Source organism: Thiomicrospira pelophila DSM 1534 (assembly GCF_000711195.1).
GTDB classification, from domain to species: Bacteria; Pseudomonadota; Gammaproteobacteria; order Thiomicrospirales; family Thiomicrospiraceae; genus Thiomicrospira; species Thiomicrospira pelophila.
Map to the genome: position 1 here is coordinate 1,179,155 of NZ_JOMR01000001.1, position 21,356 is coordinate 1,200,510.

Annotated in this window: 22 protein-coding genes; 15 read left to right on the forward strand and 7 right to left on the reverse strand. The window is 44.4% G+C overall.

The annotated features are described in order from the left end of the window. Positions 1-37: 37 nt before the first annotated feature. The 9 genes from N746_RS0105660 (at position 38) to N746_RS0105700 (ending at position 6,816) form a co-directional block, all read left to right on the forward strand. Positions 38-601 (forward strand): mechanosensitive ion channel domain-containing protein, encoded by a 564-nt coding sequence (locus tag N746_RS0105660; RefSeq protein ID WP_051678538.1) that lies wholly within the window; start codon positions 38-40, stop codon positions 599-601. A 123-nt stretch (positions 602-724) separates the two neighbouring features. Continuing rightward, on the forward strand, positions 725-934 hold the full coding sequence (locus N746_RS0105665) for a DUF3820 family protein (RefSeq protein WP_029934698.1): 210 nt from the start codon (positions 725-727) through the stop codon (positions 932-934). A 28-nt stretch (positions 935-962) separates the two neighbouring features. Further along, on the forward strand, positions 963-2,003 hold the full coding sequence (locus N746_RS0105670) for a DUF2157 domain-containing protein (protein WP_029934700.1): 1,041 nt from the start codon (positions 963-965) through the stop codon (positions 2,001-2,003). Between the two features lie 106 nt (positions 2,004-2,109). Beyond that, positions 2,110-2,511 (forward strand): GFA family protein, encoded by a 402-nt coding sequence (locus N746_RS0105675; RefSeq protein ID WP_029934703.1) that lies wholly within the window; start codon positions 2,110-2,112, stop codon positions 2,509-2,511. A 77-nt stretch (positions 2,512-2,588) separates the two neighbouring features. Next, entirely contained in the window at positions 2,589-3,161 is a 573-nt protein-coding gene (locus N746_RS0105680) for a class I SAM-dependent DNA methyltransferase (RefSeq protein WP_029934704.1), read from the forward strand. A 545-nt stretch (positions 3,162-3,706) separates the two neighbouring features. After that, positions 3,707-4,120: a CBS domain-containing protein gene (locus N746_RS0105685; RefSeq protein WP_029934705.1), complete on the forward strand. Its 414-nt coding sequence runs from the start codon at positions 3,707-3,709 to the stop codon at positions 4,118-4,120. Positions 4,121-4,160: 40 nt separating this feature from the next. After that, positions 4,161-4,346, forward strand: a complete 186-nt coding sequence (locus N746_RS0105690; protein ID WP_029934706.1) for a CBS domain-containing protein — start codon at positions 4,161-4,163, stop codon at positions 4,344-4,346. Between the two features lie 10 nt (positions 4,347-4,356). Continuing rightward, a complete protein-coding gene (locus tag N746_RS0105695) occupies positions 4,357-5,511 on the forward strand; it encodes a GNAT family N-acetyltransferase (protein WP_029934707.1) in 1,155 nt (384 codons plus the stop codon). A gap of 150 nt (positions 5,512-5,661) precedes the next feature. Beyond that, the gene (locus N746_RS0105700) at positions 5,662-6,816 is read left to right on the forward strand and encodes a methyl-accepting chemotaxis protein (RefSeq protein WP_038125897.1); all 1,155 of its coding nucleotides are present in this window, start codon (positions 5,662-5,664) and stop codon (positions 6,814-6,816) included. Between the two features lie 94 nt (positions 6,817-6,910). On the opposite strand, the gene efp is transcribed toward N746_RS0105700, so the two are convergent. Both efp and earP read right to left on the reverse strand, forming a co-directional pair. Next, positions 6,911-7,471, reverse strand: coding sequence for an elongation factor P (gene efp / locus N746_RS0105705; RefSeq protein WP_029934709.1), 561 nt, complete (start codon positions 7,469-7,471; stop codon positions 6,911-6,913). Between the two features lie 32 nt (positions 7,472-7,503). Continuing rightward, a complete protein-coding gene (gene earP, locus N746_RS0105710; RefSeq protein WP_029934710.1) occupies positions 7,504-8,640 on the reverse strand; it encodes an elongation factor P maturation arginine rhamnosyltransferase EarP in 1,137 nt (378 codons plus the stop codon). A 108-nt stretch (positions 8,641-8,748) separates the two neighbouring features. Between earP and N746_RS0105715 the strand changes: the two genes are divergently transcribed. Both N746_RS0105715 and N746_RS0105720 read left to right on the forward strand, forming a co-directional pair. Next, a complete protein-coding gene (locus tag N746_RS0105715) occupies positions 8,749-9,345 on the forward strand; it encodes a YigZ family protein (RefSeq protein ID WP_029934712.1) in 597 nt (198 codons plus the stop codon). Between the two features lie 17 nt (positions 9,346-9,362). Further along, the gene (locus tag N746_RS0105720; protein ID WP_029934714.1) at positions 9,363-11,663 is read left to right on the forward strand and encodes a Tex family protein; all 2,301 of its coding nucleotides are present in this window, start codon (positions 9,363-9,365) and stop codon (positions 11,661-11,663) included. A gap of 7 nt (positions 11,664-11,670) precedes the next feature. On the opposite strand, the gene N746_RS0105725 is transcribed toward N746_RS0105720, so the two are convergent. The 5 genes from N746_RS0105725 to ubiG form a co-directional block, all read right to left on the reverse strand. Then, on the reverse strand, positions 11,671-12,255 hold the full coding sequence (locus N746_RS0105725) for an NAD(P)H-dependent oxidoreductase (RefSeq protein ID WP_029934715.1): 585 nt from the start codon (positions 12,253-12,255) through the stop codon (positions 11,671-11,673). Positions 12,256-12,358: 103 nt separating this feature from the next. Next, positions 12,359-13,012: an oxygen-insensitive NAD(P)H nitroreductase gene (gene nfsB / locus N746_RS0105730; protein ID WP_029934716.1), complete on the reverse strand. Its 654-nt coding sequence runs from the start codon at positions 13,010-13,012 to the stop codon at positions 12,359-12,361. Between the two features lie 41 nt (positions 13,013-13,053). After that, the gene (locus N746_RS0105735) at positions 13,054-13,752 is read right to left on the reverse strand and encodes an SDR family NAD(P)-dependent oxidoreductase (RefSeq protein WP_029934718.1); all 699 of its coding nucleotides are present in this window, start codon (positions 13,750-13,752) and stop codon (positions 13,054-13,056) included. Then, a complete protein-coding gene (locus tag N746_RS0105740; RefSeq protein ID WP_029934720.1) occupies positions 13,752-14,417 on the reverse strand; it encodes an HAD family hydrolase in 666 nt (221 codons plus the stop codon). The genes N746_RS0105735 and N746_RS0105740 overlap by 1 nt, the downstream gene beginning before the upstream one ends. An 8-nt stretch (positions 14,418-14,425) precedes the next feature. Then, on the reverse strand, positions 14,426-15,133 hold the full coding sequence (gene ubiG, locus N746_RS0105745) for a bifunctional 2-polyprenyl-6-hydroxyphenol methylase/3-demethylubiquinol 3-O-methyltransferase UbiG (protein WP_029934722.1): 708 nt from the start codon (positions 15,131-15,133) through the stop codon (positions 14,426-14,428). A 162-nt stretch (positions 15,134-15,295) separates the two neighbouring features. Here ubiG and gyrA point away from each other — a divergent pair, with 162 nt between their 5' ends. The 4 genes from gyrA to hisC are packed head-to-tail and all read left to right on the forward strand — an operon-like array spanning position 15,296 to position 21,354. Continuing rightward, complete coding sequence (gene gyrA, locus N746_RS0105750; protein WP_051678539.1) at positions 15,296-18,001, forward strand: DNA gyrase subunit A; 2,706 nt, start codon at positions 15,296-15,298, stop codon at positions 17,999-18,001. A gap of 19 nt (positions 18,002-18,020) precedes the next feature. Then, positions 18,021-19,088, forward strand: coding sequence for a 3-phosphoserine/phosphohydroxythreonine transaminase (serC, locus tag N746_RS0105755; protein ID WP_029934726.1), 1,068 nt, complete (start codon positions 18,021-18,023; stop codon positions 19,086-19,088). A 13-nt stretch (positions 19,089-19,101) separates the two neighbouring features. Further along, positions 19,102-20,205, forward strand: a complete 1,104-nt coding sequence (pheA, locus tag N746_RS0105760; RefSeq protein ID WP_029934730.1) for a prephenate dehydratase — start codon at positions 19,102-19,104, stop codon at positions 20,203-20,205. 51 nt (positions 20,206-20,256) lie between these two features. After that, positions 20,257-21,354, forward strand: a complete 1,098-nt coding sequence (gene hisC / locus N746_RS0105765; RefSeq protein WP_029934733.1) for a histidinol-phosphate transaminase — start codon at positions 20,257-20,259, stop codon at positions 21,352-21,354. Positions 21,355-21,356: the final 2 nt, after the last annotated feature.

Sequence of the window (21,356 nt, forward strand, 5' to 3'; positions counted from 1 at the left end):
CCACCAGGCCTGGTGGTGACTATTAAGAGTTAAATATATGGATTTATTTGAGCAGTATCGCTGGGTAACACAGTTGGCCTTTACGCTAGGTGCATTTATTGCCTATTTAATGGTCTTTAAGTTAGTCGCCAAGGGCGTTCGCTCTTGGGCGGCACAGCACAGCAAACGAAAAGTGCGGGTTGAGCAGGTAGTCCGTTACTTTAAGGTGTTAATGTTAGTTGTTTTGTTTATTTTGGTTACGTTGATCTGGGGTGTGGATTATCGTGGCTTGTGGTTAGTGGCCTCATCTGTTTTGGCCGTTTTGGGTGTGGCGTTATTTGCTCAGTGGTCGATTTTAAGCAACGTAACATCCGGTGTTATCGTGTTTTTTACTTTTCCGGCCAGAGTCGGGGATTCGATAGAGATTGTGGATGGCGTTAACTCAGTGAAAGGTGAGTTGTTAGAAATTGGGATGTTTCAGATTCATGTGCGCGATGATGAAGGGCATACGTTAGTCTATCCAAACAATCTGTTGTTGCAAAAACCAGTCAAGAAAATTAAACCTTTGAAAACAAAGCCTACAAATCAGGCGCTTAACTGGAAAAAGCGTAGGGCGGATTAAAACTATCCGTCATGGCTTTTGATAAATGGGGATGCTCCCATTAAACGCTGTCGAAAGCTGCAACTGTATAACCAGGGCTTACATTCTCAATCTCAATAAAGGCTTATCTCTAAACGTTAACTTATGAATCCAGAAAACTTAAAAAAACTCGTTACCGTCACGATGCCTTATGGCAAATACAAGGGACGAATTATTGCTGATTTACCAGGAAATTACCTTAATTGGTTTGCGCGTGAGGGCTTTCCATCTGGTCATTTAGGGCAATTATTAGCTCTAATGCAGGAGTTAGATCACAACGGTTTAAAGCACCTTCTTGATCCGTTAAGAAAGTAAGCTTTTTGAATTGAGAAAAGGGATTTGCATGGACTTAAAACGTAGTCAACTTAATGAGGCGGCTGAAGATGGCTTGATAAGTCAGCAGCAGGCCGACAAGCTTTGGGCTTTTTTGAGTGAGCGGGGGATGGATACGCCGAGTTTTCGTTTTTCTCATATCCTATATTACGCGGGTGGCTTGACGGCGATTGGTGCCATGAGTTTGTTTATGACACTGGGTTGGGAGCGTTTTGGTGGATGGGGACTGTTTTTTATTGCGCTTGCTTATGCTGGCGCGGGGCTTTGGTTAACGGAGTTTTTGTTAAACCGTAGTAAACTCCCCATTCCAGCCGGCATTACGGCTTCGTTTGTTGTCGTGTTAACGCCCTTGGCGGTGTATGGGTTGCAAGTTGCATTAGGTTGGTGGGAAGAAGGGCAGGTTTATCGTGATTTACATCGTTTGATTGATGGACGCTGGATGTTTATGGAGCTGGCGACTCTGGCGGTGGGCGCGCTTATGTTGTGGCGTTATCGTTTGCCTTTTTTGGTGATGCCAGTTGCGGTGACGCTTTGGTATATGAGCATGGACCTTACGCCATTCTTGTTTAACAATGAGGATTTGACGTTTGAGCTTCGAAAGTTAGTCTCGCTGATATTTGGCCTTTTCATGCTCGTATTGGCTTTTTGGGTTGATATTCAAACCCGCCAACAAAAAGACTATGCTTATTGGCTTTACCTGTTTGGCGTGGTCGCCTTTTGGGGTGCCTTGTCGTTTATGAACTCAGACAGCGAACTGAGCAAATTCATCTATTTATGCATCAATCTGCTGATGATTGTCATTGGCGCCATTCTTTCACGTAGAGTCTTCACGGTGTTTGGTGGATTGGGCGCGGCTGGCTACCTTGGGCACTTAGCTTATGATGTATTCAAAGACAGTATGTTGTTTCCTTTTGTGCTGACATTGATGGGACTTGGTGTTATTTTGCTTGGTATCTATTGGCAGCGACATGAAGCTAATATTAGTGGCTATCTACGAGGCTTAATGCCACAAGCCATGAAACAATTGATCGAGAATCGGCATTCATTTTAGGCTGCCACAGATTGTTTTATTAGATTTTCGCCCACCACCAGGCCTGGTGCTTATGGAATTACGTTTACTTCAAAGGCGTTAAAACAGAGGGTATGGAAGGGTTTTTATGACGGATCATTTCGGTTCTTGTCTGTGTGGCACAGTGAAATTTTCGGTAAAAGGTGAGTTTGATAGCTTTTACCTGTGTCATTGTCAGTACTGTCAAAAAGATACAGGCTCAGCTCATGCGGCCAATCTATTCTCAAATTCAGCTAAATTGGTCTGGCAATCGGGTGCAGATGCGGTGACTTCCTTTACGCTCCCTGGTACTCGCCATAATAAGAGCTTTTGTAAGTTGTGTGGTTCAGCATTGCCAAGCGCTCAAATGGCAGATGTGCTCGTCGTTCCGGCAGGGTGCTTGGACACTGAAGTCAATATGTTGCCAACGGCACACATTTTTTTATCCAGCAAAGCGGCTTGGGATGAGGGGTTAGCAGAGGTGCCAAAGTTCGAGGAACGGCCTGATTGAGCTAGCACCATATAACTAAGAGGTATATAAACCCTATCTCAGAGTTACATTCGTTAGGTATTAGTAGAGTTTGAATTATGAGTAAAGAGTGGGATGAGTACGCTGAAGGATGGGATAGCAATTCTGATGTAATCTCATATTCGGCAAAAGCTTTTGATAGTCTTTCTAAAGTGGTAGATATTAAAGGCCTTAGGGTTTTAGATTTTGGTTGTGGAACAGGCCTTCTTACCGAGAGAATATCGCCACTCGCCAAAGAAATTGTTGCCTTAGATACTTCCAATAAAATGATCTCGATTTTGAATCAAAAGAAGCTGGTTAATGTCGTGGCATTAACTGATGAGTTAACAGAAAGTCTAGTTAATGAAGGCGATCTGTTTTCCAATAAATTTGATGTTGTAGTAGCTTCGTCTGTATGTGCATTTCTACCTTGCTTTGAGGATACATTGTCGCTTATTAAGTCCATATTGAAGCCCAATGGTACTTTCGTTCAATGGGATTGGCTAGCAGAAATAGATGATGGAGATTTTGGACTTAGCAAAGATAGAGTAATAGAAGCATACAATAGCGCAGGTTTAAAATTACATTTTATGGATGAGCCTTTTACCATGAATGATATGAAAGTATTGATGGCAGTGGGAAAAAATGCCTAACAAGCGCATTCACTCGACCACAAAAAGTGCCGCTCTTTCTTCGCTATGCTTTTTGTGTCCGGTGATGCAGGGCGTTCAGCCGTCACGAGTTGAAATAAGGAAGCAAAAAGGGGATGCGACCCATTAATTTGATAAAGAGTTAATGAATTGCGCTCCCGTTGCATGAGAAATAGTACAAACAAGAAATGCAAAAGTATTTTCTGCGAAGACTTTTAACTCTCCGTAACAACTTCAGAAACTTAAAAGCCGCAATTTGATATTATTCTTTTCAAGCCACCAGGCCTGGTGGTCGGCGAAAGCGGATTGGCTCATCCGCCACGATTGTCATTTCCCTTGGTTAATCGCGCTTATCAAATCTGTGATGATTTTTTAGCGCGATGTAAGAAAAGGGGTCAAAGCCCCTTTTGTAGTATTACAATGCACAGGAGAGGTAAACAAAACAAGATCCCGTCAATTTTATGAGCTGAAACTACGTTATGGGCCGAATTGAAAACAAGTCGTATTGGATAAAAAATAAATAATCACCCTGTTTTAGAGGTCATCGTATGTTTGCAATTTACAATATCCAAGGTCGTCGTTTTAGAGACAACTTAGAAAACCTTAAAAGAGTACATTCGCCTCATCAAACTCAGGATGTTGGTTTCCACGCCAATATTGCTCAAGATGAAACCCTTGTCGTCCAAGGGCTCACTACCTCTGATACCTCTGAAGTCAATGCTAAGGGTGTTGATGCCTATAAAAAAATGATTCACGCTAATAAGCGTGAACGAGTATTTCACGCTTACCAAGTCATGAAACATCCCGTGATCACCATACCGCTTGAAACCCCGGTTCAAGAGGCTTACCACCTGCTTCACTCACATAAGGTGAATCAGATGCCCGTCAGTAATAAACAAATGCGTTTAGTTGGCTTAGTAACGCTTAATGATTTATATAGCTTTTATAATCGAAGATGGTGACAAGATTTCATTCGTTAGGAACAAAACCGTTGAAGATGCCATGTCTGATGAAGTGATCACGGCTGACCCGGTGTCAGATGTAAGACGTATCGCACATGTCAAGGTTGAATACCATTTAACCGCCGTGCCTATTGTTAACGAACAAGACCATCTTGTTGGCATTGTGACACGGACAGATTTGCTTAAAGCGATGCTCCAAGACCCTCCTTTAAATCTTTGGGGTTAAATCTTTCCATATGGAATTACGTTTAGTTCAACAGATTGCGGATATTGATCGACAGGCCTGGAATGCGTTGGTGGTGGATAATAATCCGTTTTTACGCCATGAGTTTTTACAGGCGTTGGAAGATCATGGCTGCGTGAGTGCCCAATTTGGTTGGTATCCGCAGCATGTGGCGTTATATGATCAGGGTCGTTTGATTGCGGCGATGCCGCTTTATGCTAAAACCAATTCGTATGGTGAGTTTGTGTTCGACCAGGCCTGGTCACAGGCTTGGCAGTCGGTGGGCTTGGCGTATTTCCCTAAATGGGTGAGTTCGATTCCTTATGCGCCAGTGACGGGGCAACGTTTTCTGATTAGTCATGATCTTAATGATCGCTACACGTCAGATCAAATCCGCGCGTTATTAGTTAAACATTTTCAGAAGTTAGCTGAAGAGCAGGGTGTGAGTGGTTGGCATATTTTATTTGCCGAGCATTATGAAGAGCCGAACGACCAGGCCTGGTTGTCAGACCAAGCGGATTGGCTCATTCGCCACGATTGTCATTTCCATTGGTTTAACCGAGATTATCAAACCTTTGATGATTTTCTAGCGCAATTAAAACCCAAGAAACGTAAGAATATCAAACAAGAACGCCGCAAAGTTGAAGAAGCCGGTGTAACCTTGAGACGCTTAAATGGGCACACCGCCAGCGAGCAGGATTGGCAAGATTTTGCCTATTTTTATGAAAAGACTTTTGCCGAAAAACACAGTTTAGCGACTTTAAATCAAGGCTTTTTTCAGGCGGTTGCCCAGGCCTTGCCGGAACAAGTATTACTGGTGATGGCGGATCGTGATGGGGAAACGATTGCCGGTTCGCTCATGTTTGTGAGCGATTCGGTTTTATTTGGCCGTCATTGGGGCTGTATAGATGAGGTGAACAGCCTGCATTTTGAAGCTTGCTATTACCAAGGCATTGAGTTTGCGATAGAGAAAGGTTTAAAACGTTTTGAGCCCGGCGCAGGTGGTGAACACAAAATAGCGCGCGGGTTTGAGCCGATTATCAGCCAATCCGCACATTGGTTAACGCCCAATCCATTTCAAGAGGCATTGAATGGGTTTCTGCTAGAAGAACAACGCATGATTGAAGATTATTATGCGGATTGCCAATCACATAGTCCATTTCAATAAGTTTAAGCCTTAAGTGAGTTGATCCATATCAATGTGGCTTGGTTTTTGCTAACAAACCAATCAGTTAGTGAACCCTTTTAGATCAAGCTCTGGAGAGCCGTTGTGATTACTTTTAACTTCAATTTCAAACAGCCCAGCATTCTCAGGAATATGTTTTTGGCCTTTTTAGGCTTTGGGATCATCATGGGCTTAGTGTTTCCGATTTTTGCCGATCTGTTTGTGGAATGGAAACCAGGCATGTTGATTTGGTTTGTGATCGCCTGTATTGCGGCGGGTGTGAGTATTGGATTATTTAACTTTTGGTTATTAAACAAGATGTTACTTAAGCGTCTTCAACGTATTGGTGAGGTCGCAAAGTCTATCAGCAATAATGATATTTCGGTTCAGTGCACATTTAATAGCCATGACTTTATTGGTGAGATGGCTGACAGTTTTAATATCATGACGCATAACTTGCGTTTTATGGTGCAAAAGATTTACGACGTATCGTCGCAGATGAACCATGCTGCATTAACCATGTTGAATGAAGTGGAAGTGACACAGAAAGACGTGGATGTACAAAAACAAGATACTAAAAAAATGGTGCAGGCCATGCAGTCTATGCGTGAGGCTTTAGAAAAGGTTTCTATTCAGGCAAAAGACGCTTTAAATGCGGCCGAGGTCGCGAATAAAGAATCACAACAGGGTCGTCAAAACGTAGAAAACTCGACACGTTCAATTAATGAGCTAGCCAATCAAGTGGATGCCGCCGCTGAGGTGATTAAGCGCCTAGAAAAGGATAGCGTTAATATTTCGAATGTACTGGGTGTGATTCAAGACATTGCCGAACAAACCAATTTATTAGCGTTAAATGCGGCGATAGAAGCCGCGCGCGCAGGTGAGCATGGGCGAGGTTTTGCGGTGGTGGCCGATGAGGTGCGTGTTCTTGCCAGCCGTACCCAAGAATCGACTTTGGAAATTGAAGCGACCATTTCACACCTTGCAAAAGTGTCAAGAGAAGCGGCCAAAGTAATGTCAGAAGGGCGCGAACAAGCACACTTAAGTGTTCAGCAAGCCAACACAGCTGGCCAGTCGTTAACCTCGATTGAAAAAGCGGTTTCTACGATTAATCAAAAGAACTCACAGATTGTAGAATCGAGCCTTCAGCAGTCTAAACACGCTGACTTGGTGGATAGTAATTTAAATAAAGTCAGTGATGCGTCAGAGAAGGTTGTTAAGAGCGCACACAAGACACTGGATGCGAGTAATCAGGTTGGTCAGCTAGCGAATCAGTTAAGCCAGTTAATTGGCATGTTTAGAGTTTAAATACGCTAGATGAAGTTGTGATTAGATTTTTTTGCCCAATAAAAATGCCCCAATTAATGGGGCATTTTTATTTTTGCGTTTGAAGCGTTACGAATTAAGCGCGTTTGCGGAATTCGTTTGTGCGAGTATCGATTTCGATTTTATCACCAATCTCAACAAACGCGGCCACTTGTAGTTCTGCACCGTTATGTAGGCGAGCCACTTTCATCACTTTACCTGACGTGTCGCCACGAGCGGCCGGCTCGGTGTAAGCCACTTCACGCACGATGATGATCGGCATTTCGATCGAAATTGGCTTTTCGTTATAGAAGGTTACTTCACACTGGTCTTCCATGCCGTCTTCGATGTAGTTTAAAGCGTCACCTAGGTTTTCTTTTTCAACTTCGTATTGGTTGTATTCTTCGTCCATGAAAACGTACAAAGGATCAGCGAAGTAGCTATAAGTACAAGCTTTCTTCTCAAGAATAACTTGGTCGAACTTATCGTCTGCTTTATAAACCTGCTCACTCGCGCTGCCGTTCAGTAGGTTTTTCATTTTCATTTTAACGACCGCAGAGTTACGGCCAGACTTGTTAAATTCGGTCTTTAAAATAACCATTGGCTCATCGCCAACCATAATCACGTTACCAACGCGAAACTCTTGTGCTGTTTTCATGCTTGTTTCCTAAAAATTTAAAAATCGCCGCATTATACCTTGCTTTTAGCAAACTTGACTAGATTTGCGCTAAGTTCGCCTAAACTTTCTAAGTGATTTATCCAGTTTTCGGCATGCTGATTTAAACTTGGCCATTGTTGCATTAACAAGTGCCAGGCCTGGTGCTCGATTTTTTGGTGGTTCCAACTTTGATTAAAGCTTATAAGAGCTTGTTTTGCAGCGGGATTTAAGGTATGACTATAGACGTCAAAAAATGCATTTAACTTAGTCCAGTGCGCATCGTCTTCTGTTGGGTAGATGTGCCAAACAAACGGTTTACCGGCCCATTGGGCACGCACTAAAGATTCTTCGCCACGCACAAAATTAAGGTCGCATAGCCATAACAAGTGGTCATATTGAGATTGGGGTAAAAACGGCAGAATATGCAAACGCATTTGACCTTGTTGTATTGAATCTCCAGCTTTTAGCGGTTGATTAAAATAAGCTTGCGCGCTGCTTAATAATCGACCTTGCGGCAAATACACCTCAATCGGTTGTTCACTTTTCGCCCAGTTATCAAAAAGCGAGGCTAATGCTTTGTTTTCATAAGCGAAAAGCGAGACCTTAAAGCTGTTTTGAATCGGTTCGGGTAAACCAATTTCAGATAACCAGGCCTTTATGCCCGTATGGTGGTGACGGCTTATAAATTGCGCGCGACGTTGCAATAAATCAGCTTCGCGCATTAAGCCACCGGTGCCTGATAGGATGCTGGGAAAAAAGAAAGTTTTATCTAGTCCGTTGGCTTGTTTAGATGGTAAACCGTGAAAGTCTTGCACCCAGGGTTCGGCACTGAAATACTCCAGGTTAATCCAAATGGGTTTGGATATTTTCATTTGTTCGACATAGTCGCTCGGCAATTCACAACCAAAGGCTTCAATCACCACCTCACCAGGCCTGGTGCTTAGATCGTAGTTTAAATGCTGAACTTCAATTTGCTGGATAAATTGTTGGTTTAAAACCGGATCGGTTTCAGGCACGAGGGTGTGCAAGGCATTCAAATCATCTACAAATAAACGTACGTTTTGCTGAAAGTCGTGACGCAGGATTTTCGCCAAACGCCAACTGACACCAATATCGCCATAATTGTCGATGACAGTGCAAAAAATATCCCAATTTAATTGTGTTTGCATAACAACCAGGCCTGGTATCGTGAACGAGAGGCTATTTTACGTGAAAACCATTTGCGTATCACAAGGCTTTGTCTTAGGCTATGGCAAATTTTTAAAATAACGAATCACATGAGTTACCCAATTCCGGCTGAGCGTGGCCGCGCTGAGATTGAAATTAAAAAAAGCCGATTTATCGCTTATGCGGATTTGGTTGAAACCCGTGCGCAGGCGATGACGATGCTGGAAGAACTGAAAGCCGATTATCCTGACGCACGTCATCATTGTTGGGCCTATTTGTTGGGTGATCCAAATTGCGCGTCGAATGCGGGCATGGGCGATGATGGCGAGCCCTCGGGCACGGCGGGTAAACCAATTTTAAATGTGCTGCAGCATAAGGGTGTGGGCGATGTGATGCTGGTCGTGGTGCGCTACTTTGGTGGCATCAAACTGGGTGCGGGTGGTTTAACACGAGCTTATAGTCAAGCGGCGCAAGCGGTGATGGCCGATTTGCCGATACAAACCTTTGAAGCTCAACTCACCTTACAGCTTGAGTGTGGTTTTGGCGATGAGCAGGTGATTCGACACCAACTTGAATTACTAAACGGGTCGATTTTACAAACCGAATACAGCGAACAAGTGCGGTTAGAGGTGCAATTGCCGCTGGCCTCACAAGGCGAATTCGAGGCATTTTTGGCCAACCGAAAAATACAAATTCTTGATCAATAAAATAATAAGAGAGAACCATGAACAGTTTGAATTTTGCGCAGATTATTGCAGATGAGTTAAAGGTTAAGTCAAACCAAGTGGAGGCGGCTATCGCGTTATTAAGCGATGGCGCTACGGTGCCCTTTATTTCGCGTTATCGTAAAGAAGCAACGCAAGGGTTGGACGATATCCAACTGCGTCAGCTCGAGACACGCTTGGGCTATTTAACCAGTCTGCAAGAACGCAAACAAACCATTCTCAAAAGTTTAGAAGCGCAACAAAAACTGACGCCGGAATTAGAAAAGGCGGTGGCCAACACCCAAAGCAAGACCGAGTTGGAAGATATTTATCGACCTTATAAACTCACCCGTAACTCAAAAGCTTTAAAAGCCAAAGAAGCCGGGCTTGATCCGTTGGCGCAGGCGTTGTTAGCCAATCCAAAACTTGATCCGCTAGCTGAGGCACAAGCCTATATTAATGTCGAAAAAGGCATTGAAACCGCGGAAGCGGCATTAAGTGGCGCGCAGGATATTTTGACCGAGCAACTGTCGCAACCACCAGGCCTGGTGGCCGAGTTGCGTGAAACCCTGTGGCGAGAAGGGGTGGTGACCAGCCGTTTGGTTAAAGGGCAGGTGGATGAAGGCGAAAAGTTTAAAGACTATTATGAGTATGAAGAACCGATTCGTAAGATTCCTTCGCACCGTGCTTTGGCGTTGTTCCGTGGAGAACAGGCTGGGGTTCTTAAACTCAAGCTGGAATTGCCGCAGGTAGAATCTACCAGCTCTCATCCATTCTTAGCGCGCATTCAGCAGTTTCATCAATTGCAGTTTGAGCGTTTACCGAGCCAAACCTTTTTTAGTCAGGTTATTCACCAGGTCTGGCGCTTAAAGTTGGCCAAGTCACTCGAAACCGAACTGTTTAGTCGTTTGCGTGAAATGGCTGAACAGGGCGCGATAGACGTGTTTGCGCATAATTTAAAAGATTTATTATTGGCCGCACCCGCGGGCGCCAAGGTCACGTTAGCGCTTGATCCGGGGTTTCGTACCGGCGTAAAACTGGCGTTAGTTGATCAAACCGGTAAATTTTTACATCATGGCGTCATTTATCCGCATGCGCCGCAAAGCCAGTGGGATCAAAGTAAACAAACACTGGCCACGCTGATTAAAGATTACGGCGTTGAGTTGGTTAGCATTGGCAACGGCACCGCCTCACGCGAAACCGAGCAGCTTGTAAATGAGGTTTTAAACCAAAATAAGTTCTCTAATACCCAGAAAGTGGTGGTATCAGAAGCCGGCGCTTCTGTGTACTCGGCTTCTGAAATGGCTCAGCAAGAGTTTCCACAACTGGATGTAACGGTTCGCGGTGCGATTTCGATTGGCCGCCGCTTGCAAGATCCGCTTGCCGAGTTAGTTAAGATTGATCCAAAAGCGATTGGTGTGGGCCAATATCAGCATGACGTGAACCAAACGGCTTTGGCACAATCCCTACAGAATACGGTAGAGGATTGTGTGAACTCCGTTGGGGTGGATTTAAATACCGCGTCTAGCGCCTTGTTAAGTTATGTATCGGGCTTGTCGTCGCGTTTGGCGCAAGAAATTGTGAATTGGCGTGATGAAAATGGGTCGTTTCGTAATCGTCAGCAATTAAAGAAAGTACCACGTTTAGGGCCAAAAGCGTTTGAGCAGTGTGCTGGGTTTTTACGAATTCGCGAAGGTGAGCATCCATTGGATCAATCAGCGGTGCATCCTGAATCTTATGAGATTGTTGAACAAATGGCCAAAAAACTGAGTGTGGATTTAGCGCAATTAATTGGTCAGCCTGAGCAGGTAAAACGCATTAACGCAACCGAGTTTGTAAATGAAAACATAGGCTTAATGACGCTACGTGATATTTTATCTGAACTTGAAAAACCCGGGCGAGATCCGCGTCCGACGTTTAAAACGGTTGAATTTAACGACGCGATTACGGAAATTAAAGACTTATCACCAGGCCTGGTGCTTGAAGGTGTGGTGACGAACGTCACGCATTTTGGCGCATTTGTGGATGTCGGTGTGCATCAGGATGGTTTGGTGCATATCTCACACCTATCGAATGGCTTTGTCAGCGACCCACACACCATTGTGAAAGCCGGACAAATTGTGAAGGTGACGGTTTTGGAGGTGGATGAAGCGCGCAAACGTATAAGTTTGTCGATGAAAACCGCACCGAATGTAACCGAGAAGGGCGTTGCCGGTGCTCAAACCGCAACCAAATCTAAACAAGCGACACCGAAGCCATCACCAAACAATAACAGCATGGGCACACTTGCGGACAAGTTCGCCCAATTGAAACGTAATTAATCTTATCTTAAATCGCTTTTTTACCAAGTTGCAACAAGGTCTCTAACCAGGCCTGGTTCATATGTGGCTTGGTTTTTCCCATAAAACCAATCAAGGTTTCGCCGGATATTTTTATACCACTAAACTTAAGGATGTTTCGCTTAAAGCTTTTTAAGCTATGCGCGCCATAAAACCAACGATAAATAAACGCCGGCATGCCCATGGTCACCACTATTCGAGCAGTTTTACCTTTGAGTAATCCACCTTTTCGTTGTTCGTCATCCGCTTTGCCTATCGCGAAGCCGGGTCGAAACACCTGCTCTAAAAAGGCTTTTAAAATCGCGGGCATATCGCCTAACCATAACGGATATATAAACACCAAATGATCGGCTTGCTCAATCGCTTGTTGGGCAGGTTTTAAGGTTGGTGGAATGTCACCATGCTCAAACTCTTCATCGGACTTTAACCAGGGAAAATCTAAACGGGCGACTTGAATAATCTGCACTTGATGACCCGCTTCGTGTGCACCGTCAAGATACTGTTGCGCCAAGGCATGGCCAAAATGGGCATGAGTATTATCAGGATGACCTTGAATAATCACGATATTTTTCATACTAGTCTCCGTTTAATAATGAAACGAAACTTGAATGTACCAGTGATTTGAATTGAAAACCAGCCCTGCAAACAATGAACATTGTTAGGCTGGTTTGGTAAATTTAAACTTCAGTAATAATCTGATCTTCAGGCCAGCGCGATTTCGGCAGGGTGGCGTTAAAGTCATTTTCTTGTTTATAACCTAATGAGACCACGGCCAGGGCTTTGTAACCCTGACTTGGTAGATCAAATTCTTCATCCAATACTTCGGTATCCACCCCTTCGATCGGTACGGCATCTAGGCCTAGAGCGCCCGCACCTAATAGCAAAGCGCCCATATTTAAGTAGACTTGTTTTTCCATCCAGCATTGGGTGTCGTGCCAGTTTACGCGGTGTAGGTCAGCATAAAAGGTTCGAACAGCATTCACCTTATCTTTCATTTCTTGAGAGTCAATACGGCCATCTGATTCTTCTTGGTTAGTGATAGCGTGTATATAGTCGTCGGTGAAGTCGGTTTTGACACAGTAAACAATAGTATGCGAACCGTTTAGGATTTTTGATTCGTTCGCTACATAAGAACCCTGCGCCGACTTCGCGATACGCGCTTTGCCTTCATCTGTGCCACTGATAATAAAGTGCCAAGGCTGTGAGTTGACACTGGATGGACTTAAGCGTAGTAGGGCTTTGATTTGCGCCAGATCCGAATCTGAAATACGGCGAGTTTTATCAAATTTTTTGGTGGAGTAACGTGTTTGTGCAATTTCAACTATATTCATTTCGATCGCCTTTAAGTGTTCAATAGTGTATTTAAAACCAATTATAGTAAGCTTATATCGTCGTATGTCTGCTGTTTGAAACAGGTCGCGATTAAGCGTTGCGCCGCGGATTCCACGGTTTCGTTTTGGCAGGGCGGTTCGCCTGGATAGAGTTTGGAGCGTAAGTGGCTGGCGAGCGCAGGGAAGTGCGCAATTACACCTTGAAGGTTTGCGTTTTCTTCTACCACTAGCTGAGTGAGTTGTTCTAAACCGGCTTTAGCCACGGCATAAGCGCCATAATATTGTTGATTATTTTTTACCGCTTGGTCAGAAATAGTCACCAACCAGGCCTGGTTACTAGCTTTTAGCTTCGGTAGGCAGGTTTGAATCAAATGGAAGTTAGCATTTAAGTTGGTTTGCATCACTTCGTACCATTGCATGGGATCAAAGTGTTCAATTGGCGTTAAAGCTGGCAAAATGGCGGCGTTTAAAAACAAGCCATCCAGTTGGCTGAATTCATTTAAACCTTCGGCCAATTGTTCAAATTCGGCTTGAGCAGAGCCGGTTAAATTCATGGGGAACAAAAAAACATTATTCCAACCGCTGGCATCGAGTTCGTCATAGAGTTTATTCAGCGCTTTAAGATCGCTATCAAGCAAAATCAATTGATGCTGTTCGCCATTCAAATGTTGCGCTAATGCACGCCCCAAACCATTGGCGGCGCCGGTAATTAAAAAGGTTTTTTTCGGTTGTAAATCCATTAGTTAAAACGCTCTTTTAGAAACTGAGTAATGTCATATGGCGTGCGGAAAAGAAAATCAGCTTGATCTAAGTTGTCGATTTTATCTTCAGGTAAGTAGCCAAATAAGGCCGCGCCGGTTTGCATGCGGGCGTTGATGCCGGCTTCGATATCACGCGGATGATCGCCTAGATACAAACACTTTTCGGGCGCAAAACCGCATTGTTCAGCAGCCAACCACATGGGTTCTGGGTTGGGTTTGCGAATGGGTAAGGTATCGCCACACACAATACTTTGGGGTGCACTGGGGAAGTCAAAGTTTTTTAGTAAATGATGCGTTAATTTTTCTGGCTTATTGGTGACGATGCCCCAAGGAATGTTTTTTTCCGCCAAGTGCACCAGGCCTGGTAGTAAGCCTGGGAAGACTTGGGTATGCAAGGCAATATGATCGTGATAATTGGCTAAAAACTGTTGGCGGCGTTGTTCGAATAAAGCATCATCGGCCTCTGGAAAAGCAAGGCGGGTAAGGGCGGCACCGCCTTGCGATACCGTATTGCGAACTTCGGCATAACCCGGTGGGGTTTGGCCTAGCTCAGCGCAAGTTAAGTTTAAGGCATAGCTAAAATCGTATGAGGTATCTAGCAAGGTGCCGTCTAGGTCGAATAAAATGCAATCAATTTGGGTCATGGTTTGGGTTAATCCAGCTTTTGAAAGGCCATTAAGTAGTTAATGTCGAGATTATGACTTAAAGCATAGTGTTTAAATAGGGGGTTAAAATCAATACCGGCGGAGTCAATTAAAGTTAAACCAGCACCACGTGCCATCTCACTCAACTCACTCGGTTTGATAAACTTATCATGCTGATGGGTACCTTTAGGGACCAGGTTTAATACATATTCCGCTGCCAGTACACCTAATAGATAGGATTTAGTGGTACGATTCAAGGTCGAGAAAAACACATACCCACCAGGCCTGGTGGCATGGGTCGCTGCTTTAATAATGGCTTGCGGGTTGGGAACATGTTCCAACATTTCCATGCAAGTTACCACATCATAATGCTCGGGGTGCTGTTGTGCGTGATCTTCGGCTGAGATAAGTTGATAGTCTAATTCGACGCCAGCATCTAAACTGTGTAATTTGGCCACGTTTAAAACATCTTCTGCCAAATCTATTCCCGTCACATTAGCGCCCAATTTGGCCATGGATTCGCTTAAAATACCACCACCACACCCAATATCTAAGATGGTTTGGCCAGACAAGGACACATGGCGCTGCATAAACTCCAGTCTCAATGGGTTAATTTTATGCAGGGCACCAAACTCTCCCTCGGTATCCCACCAAGTTTGCGCATGTTGGTTAAAATTGTGCAACTCTTGTTGATCAAAATTGTCTGAGACGTTCATAGGGCTTATGTCAGCTTTTTAGTTAAAACACATAGGGCGATATTCTACTGGATTAAAAACGCTTTGTACCCGCTTATTTTTTGCATTTCGCGCTAATAGTCCTGTCATAATTCGGTTATAATGCTGACTTTATGTCAAAAATATAACTAGATTGGATGCTCCATGTCAGATTTTGCACGTGAAATACACCCGATATCGCTTGAAGATGAAATGAAACAGTCCTATTTAAGTTACGCGATGAGCGTAATTATAGGACGCGCACTACCCGATGTTCGTGACGGTTTAAAGCCGGTTCATCGTCGTGTCTTGTACGCCATGAATGAATTGAAGAATGATTGGAACAAGCCCTATAAGAAATCGGCGCGTGTCGTGGGTGACGTGATTGGTAAATACCACCCACACGGTGACACCGCTGTGTATGACACGATTGTTCGTATGGCGCAGCCTTTCTCTTTACGTTATATGTTGGTCGACGGTCAGGGTAACTTCGGTTCGATTGATGGTGATAACGCCGCCGCTATGCGTTACACCGAAGTACGTATGTCTAAAATCGCGCATGAGTTACTAGCCGATCTAGAAAAAGAAACCGTTGATTTCACAGCCAACTATGACGGTTCTGAGCATGAACCTAACGTATTACCAAGTCGTATTCCTAATCTATTAGTCAACGGTTCGGCTGGTATCGCCGTCGGTATGGCGACCAATATTCCGCCTCACAATCTTAATGAAACGATTGATGCGTGTTTGGCGTTAATTGAAAACCCGGATATTGATGTCGCTGGCTTGATGGAACACATTCCTGGTCCAGATTTCCCAACTCGCGCCATTATTAACGGTACACGCGGTATTCGCGAAGCTTATGAAACCGGTCGTGGTCGTGTACAAATTCGTGCTCGTACCAAGATTGAAACCGATAAGTCTGGCAAACAAACCATCGTCGTTTATGAAATTCCTTATCAAGTTAACAAAGCTCGTTTGATTGAACGAATTGCTGAGTTGATCAAAGAAAAGAAAATTGAAGGTATCACGGCGTTACGTGATGAGTCTGACAAAGACGGTATGCGTATTGTCATCGAACTACGTCGCGGTGAAGTGCCAGAAGTCATGGTTAACAACTTGTATAAGTTGACCTCGATGCAAACTGTGTTTGGTATCAATATGGTGGCGCTAATCAATGCCCAGCCTAAGTTACTTAATCTGCGCGAAATTATTGAAGCCTTTGTCCGTCACCGCCGTGAAGTGGTGACGCGCCGCACTATCTTTGAGCTGCGCAAAGCACGCGAAAAAGCCCATTTGTTAGAAGGTTTGGCCGTTGCGTTAAGCAATATTGATGAAATGATTGAGTTAATCAAGTCATCGCCAACCGCTAGCGTGGCTAAAGATCGTATGCTAGAACGCAATTGGCCGGCTGGTAATGTTATTCAATTGTTAGAGCGTGTAGAAGCAAAAGATACCCGTCCTGAAGAGCTTGAACCTGGCTTTGGTATGGTTGAAGCGGATATTTATCGTTTATCACCCACCCAAGCACAAGCTATTTTGGATATGCGTTTAAACCGTTTAACTGGTTTAGAGCAAGATAAAATCTTAGAAGAATACAAAGGTTTGATTGAAAAGATCTTTGAATTCCTCGAAATTCTGCGCAATCCAGACCGTTTAACCGAAGTAGTCCGCGAAGAGTTGGTTGAAATTAAAACGCTGTACGGTGATGAGCGTCGTACTGAAATTGATCATGCTTACGTAGACTTAGACGAAGAAGATTTAATCGCTGTTGAAGACCGAATTGTGACCTTGTCGCAAGATGGCTATATTAAAACCCAACCGGTCAGCGACTATCGCGCACAAAAACGCGGTGGACGCGGTAAATCCGCTACCGCAATGAAAGAAGAAGACGAAGTCGGTCAAATTTTAGTCGCCAGCACACACGATATGCTGCTGTGCTTCTCGAACCGAGGCAAATTGTACTGGCAGAAGACTTGGCAGTTACCTTTAGCTAGCCGTGGTGCACGTGGTAAGCCAATTGTGAATGTGTTCCCGTTAGAAGACGGTGAGCATATTTCGGCGATTTTACCAATTAGCCAATTTGATGAAGAGCACTTTGTATTTATGGCGACCAAACATGCGGTGGTTAAACGTGTGCGTTTAACGGATTTCTCGCGTCCACGTGCCAACGGCATCATCGCGGTCGATTTGTTAGACAACGATGAGTTGGTGGGAACAGCACTGACGAATGGTAATCAAGAAGTGATGTTGTTTGCGGATGGTGGTAAAGCGATTCGCTTTAAAGAGTCGGATGTACGTGTCATGGGGCGTCAGGCTCGTGGTGTTCGCGGTATGAAACTAGCGGCTGGTCAAACCATTATTAGCATGCAAATTGCGACACCTTCAACGCTCATCTTAACCGCCACTGAACATGGCTATGGTAAATGTACGACGGTTGATGATTATTCGACCATTAACCGTGGTGGTCAGGGCGTAATCTCGATTAAAACGTCTGAGCGCAACGGTAAAGTGGTATCGGCCTTGTCGGTTGTGCCTGAGCAAGAAGTGGTATTAATTACCAATAAAGCCACCTTGGTGCGCACACGTGTGAGTGAAATCTCAGTTGTGGGCCGTAATACACAAGGTGTTAAGTTAATTAATGTTGGTAAAGACGAAGCCGTAGTAGGTCTGGCCGTCGTTAATGCGTCAGAAGATGACGATATGATTGATGAAGATTCAGTCGAAACAGATAACACCGTCATGGCCTCTCAAACAACGGAAGCCACATCAACGGTAGAAGAGTCACAAACCACTGAAAATGAGTCAACTCAAGCTGATGATCCTGATGACTTCCAACTTGATTTAATTGATCCTAACGAAGATAAATAACTCGGAGCAAGCCTGAAAAATGTCAAGAGCCTTTAATTTTAGCGCCGGTCCGGCCATGTTGCCAGAAGCCGTGATGCGCAAAGCGCAAGCGGAAATGTTGAACTGGAACGACACGGGCATGTCTGTAATGGAAATGAGCCACCGTTCAAAAGAATACATGGAAATGGCCAAGCATGCTGAGCAGACTTTACGCGAAATTATGGGCATTCCGGACAACTACAAAGTATTGTTTACTCATGGCGGTGCCTCTTTACAGTTTAGCGCGATTCCGTTAAACCTAAGCCAGCCGAATGATGTGGTGGATTATTTTGATACGGGCGTTTGGTCGCATAAAGCGATTAAAGAAGCCCAGCGTTATGTCAATGTGAATGTGGTGTGTGAAAACCACCATCGTATTCCCGATTCATCGGAATGGTCGTTATCTTCGAATGCTAAATATGTGCATTACACACCGAATGAAACCATTAGTGGTGTGGAATTTATGAAACCGCCAAAAGTTGATGTGCCTTTAGTCGCCGATATGTCGTCCACTATTTTATCGCGCCCAATTGATGTCTCGCAATTTGGTGTGATTTACGCAGGCGCGCAAAAAAATATCGGCCCTGCTGGATTGGCGATTGTGATTGTGCGTGAAGATTTATTGGGCGAGGCTCGCGATAACACACCCGTACTTATGAATTGGCAAGTCACGGCAGAAAACGATTCAATGTATAACACGCCACCTACCTATGCCTGGTACCTAGCCGGTCTGGTATTTGACTGGATTAAAGAACAGGGCGGTGTAGAGGCTATGGCTAAACACAATCAAACCAAAGCTTCAAAACTTTATGCGGCGATTGATGCGAATCCCTTTTACAGTAATCCGGTTGAGCCTTCTCAGCGCTCATGGATGAACGTGCCATTTACTTTAAAAGATTCAAGCTTGGATAGCCTATTCTTAGAAGAATCCAAAAAAGCTGGCTTGCTAAACTTAAAAGGTCATAAAGTGGTCGGTGGCATGCGCGCTAGCATTTATAATGCGATGCCGGAAGAGGGCGTTGAAGCGCTGATTGCGTTTATGAACGACTTTGCTCAACGCTACGGATAACAAGAGTTTGCGCATGACACCGAATACACAAGAAGCTGAGCAATTAAATAGTATCCGAAATGAGATCGATGCGATTGATGCACAAATTCAGGAGCTGATTGGCGAACGCGCGCGTTGCGCACAAAAAGTAGCCGACATAAAAACCCAAGGTGGCAAAGTTGAAGCGGTTTTTTACCGCCCAGAACGTGAAGCCCAAGTTTTACGTGCGGTTAAACAGCGCAACAATAGTCCTTTGTCTGACAATGATATGGCGCGTTTATTCCGCGAAATCATGTCCGCTTGTTTGGCACTAGAGCAGCCTATTAAAGTGGCTTATTTGGGCCCAGAAGGCAGTTATACGCATGCGGCGACCATTAAACAATTCGGTTCGTTTGCCCAGCCTTATCCGGTATCGACAATTGAGGACGTATTTAAGTCGGTTGAAACGGGTGTGACGCATTATGGTTTGGTGCCAGTTGAAAACTCCACCGAAGGCGTGGTTAATGCTACCCAAGACAGTCTAATAACCATGCGCGCTCATGTGACGGGTGAAGTCGATTTAGCCATTCATCATTGCTTATTATCCAATGCCAAAGATATGGGCTCAATCACTAAAGTCGTTGCTCACGCACAAGCCTTAGGGCAATGCCGAAGCTGGTTAAAAAATAACTTGCCTGGGGTTGAATTGGAAGCGGTTGAATCGAATGCGCTAGCCGCCAAAATGGCACAGGCGGATACGTCATTGGCCGCGATTGCTTCAGAACAAGCGGCGGTTTTATATCAATTGACGATTTTAAAATCTCATATTGAAGATGTGAGTGATAACACCACCAAGTTTTGGGTTATTGGGTCTGAAACAACTTGTCCAAGTGGCGAAGATAAAACCGCGCTAGTGTTATCGATCCAAAACCGAGCCGGTGCTCTAGCCAAAATTTTGGATAGCTTTGCTAAACGCGACATTGGCATGACCCGTATTGTGTCTCGACCATCCAACAATAAAAAATGGGATTATGTATTTTTTATTGATATTGTCGGCCATCAAACCGAATCCAAGGTGGCGGAAGCTTTAAACGAAGTGGAAGCGCAAACCAGCTTTTTCAAGCTCTTAGGTTCTTATCCGGTTTCGCCACTCGAATAAATCGTTAACAAACGATTAGATCGACCCCCATTTAATTGTAGAGAGTCTTGTATGAGTCCCATATTTGAACATTTAGTTCAGCCACAAATTCAATCAATTCAACCTTATGTTCCTGGCAAACCGGTGAGTGAGCTGCAGCGTGAACTTGGTTTAAAGCACATCAGTAAATTAGCATCGAATGAAAACCCTTTAGGTGCCAGCCAGAAAGCATTGAGTGCGATTGAGGTTGCACTCAAAGACATCGCTCGTTATCCCGATGGCAATACCTTTTATTTACGCGAAGTATTGAGTGACTTCTTATCAGCACCGACAAATCAAATTGCGTTGGGGAACGGGTCGAATGAGTTGCTTGAGTTAGTTGGTCGCGTTTTTTGCGGTCAAGGCGATGAGATAATCTACTCTCAATACGGGTTCGCGGTCTATCCGATTACGGCACAAATCGTGGGCGCTACTGGCGTAGAGGTTCCGGCTAAGAATTATGCTCATGATCTTCAAGCTATGGCTCGGGCGGTTACACCAAAAACAAAACTGATCTATGTTGCCAACCCAAACAATCCAACCGGAACTCTTTTTGGCCGAGCCGAATGGGAAAGCTTTATGAAGGCTGTACCTGACACGGTCATGGTCGTGCTGGATGAAGCTTATTTAGAATATGTAGAAACATCAGACTACCCGAATGGCTTGGATTATTTAGCGCAATATCCAAATTTGATTGTGTCACGTACCTTTTCGAAAGCTTATGGTTTGGCATCTTTGCGTGTAGGCTACATGGTGGCTAGTGAGGAAATTATCTCGTATATTAACCGCTTACGCGCGCCATTTAACGTCAACCACTTTGCTCAAGTAGCGGCCGCTGCGGCTTTGCAAGATCAGCAATTTGTTTTGCAATCGGTTGAATTGAATCGCCAAGGTAAACAACAAATCTGCGAAGCTTTAGCTAGATTGGATATCTCATTTATTCATTCAGAAGGCAACTTTGTGTGTGTTGAATTTGGTGATAAGGCTTCAGAAATAAACACAAAACTATTACACCATGGCGTGATTGTTCGCCCAGTTAGTAACTATGGTTTAACTCGTTTTTTACGCGTTTCCATTGGTAACCGGGCCGAAAACCAACACTTTATCGATGCCCTGCATCAGGTGCTTTAACG

What these genes read in the sequence shown, in the direction of transcription:
- N746_RS0105660 (WP_051678538.1), top strand. Translation starts at nt 38, where the DNA reads ATGGATTTATTTGAGCAGTATCGCTGGGTAACACAGTTGGCCTTTACG.
- N746_RS0105665 (WP_029934698.1), top strand. Translation starts at nt 725, where the DNA reads ATGAATCCAGAAAACTTAAAAAAACTCGTTACCGTCACGATGCCTTAT.
- N746_RS0105670 (WP_029934700.1), top strand. Translation starts at nt 963, where the DNA reads ATGGACTTAAAACGTAGTCAACTTAATGAGGCGGCTGAAGATGGCTTG.
- N746_RS0105675 (WP_029934703.1), top strand. Translation starts at nt 2,110, where the DNA reads ATGACGGATCATTTCGGTTCTTGTCTGTGTGGCACAGTGAAATTTTCG.
- N746_RS0105680 (WP_029934704.1), top strand. Translation starts at nt 2,589, where the DNA reads ATGAGTAAAGAGTGGGATGAGTACGCTGAAGGATGGGATAGCAATTCT.
- N746_RS0105685 (WP_029934705.1), top strand. Translation starts at nt 3,707, where the DNA reads ATGTTTGCAATTTACAATATCCAAGGTCGTCGTTTTAGAGACAACTTA.
- N746_RS0105690 (WP_029934706.1), top strand. Translation starts at nt 4,161, where the DNA reads ATGTCTGATGAAGTGATCACGGCTGACCCGGTGTCAGATGTAAGACGT.
- N746_RS0105695 (WP_029934707.1), top strand. Translation starts at nt 4,357, where the DNA reads ATGGAATTACGTTTAGTTCAACAGATTGCGGATATTGATCGACAGGCC.
- N746_RS0105700 (WP_038125897.1), top strand. Translation starts at nt 5,662, where the DNA reads ATGTTTTTGGCCTTTTTAGGCTTTGGGATCATCATGGGCTTAGTGTTT.
- efp (WP_029934709.1), bottom strand. Translation starts at nt 7,471, where the DNA reads ATGAAAACAGCACAAGAGTTTCGCGTTGGTAACGTGATTATGGTTGGC.
- earP (WP_029934710.1), bottom strand. Translation starts at nt 8,640, where the DNA reads ATGCAAACACAATTAAATTGGGATATTTTTTGCACTGTCATCGACAAT.
- N746_RS0105715 (WP_029934712.1), top strand. Translation starts at nt 8,749, where the DNA reads ATGAGTTACCCAATTCCGGCTGAGCGTGGCCGCGCTGAGATTGAAATT.
- N746_RS0105720 (WP_029934714.1), top strand. Translation starts at nt 9,363, where the DNA reads ATGAACAGTTTGAATTTTGCGCAGATTATTGCAGATGAGTTAAAGGTT.
- N746_RS0105725 (WP_029934715.1), bottom strand. Translation starts at nt 12,255, where the DNA reads ATGAAAAATATCGTGATTATTCAAGGTCATCCTGATAATACTCATGCC.
- nfsB (WP_029934716.1), bottom strand. Translation starts at nt 13,012, where the DNA reads ATGAATATAGTTGAAATTGCACAAACACGTTACTCCACCAAAAAATTT.
- N746_RS0105735 (WP_029934718.1), bottom strand. Translation starts at nt 13,752, where the DNA reads ATGGATTTACAACCGAAAAAAACCTTTTTAATTACCGGCGCCGCCAAT.
- N746_RS0105740 (WP_029934720.1), bottom strand. Translation starts at nt 14,417, where the DNA reads ATGACCCAAATTGATTGCATTTTATTCGACCTAGACGGCACCTTGCTA.
- ubiG (WP_029934722.1), bottom strand. Translation starts at nt 15,133, where the DNA reads ATGAACGTCTCAGACAATTTTGATCAACAAGAGTTGCACAATTTTAAC.
- gyrA (WP_051678539.1), top strand. Translation starts at nt 15,296, where the DNA reads ATGTCAGATTTTGCACGTGAAATACACCCGATATCGCTTGAAGATGAA.
- serC (WP_029934726.1), top strand. Translation starts at nt 18,021, where the DNA reads ATGTCAAGAGCCTTTAATTTTAGCGCCGGTCCGGCCATGTTGCCAGAA.
- pheA (WP_029934730.1), top strand. Translation starts at nt 19,102, where the DNA reads ATGACACCGAATACACAAGAAGCTGAGCAATTAAATAGTATCCGAAAT.
- hisC (WP_029934733.1), top strand. Translation starts at nt 20,257, where the DNA reads ATGAGTCCCATATTTGAACATTTAGTTCAGCCACAAATTCAATCAATT.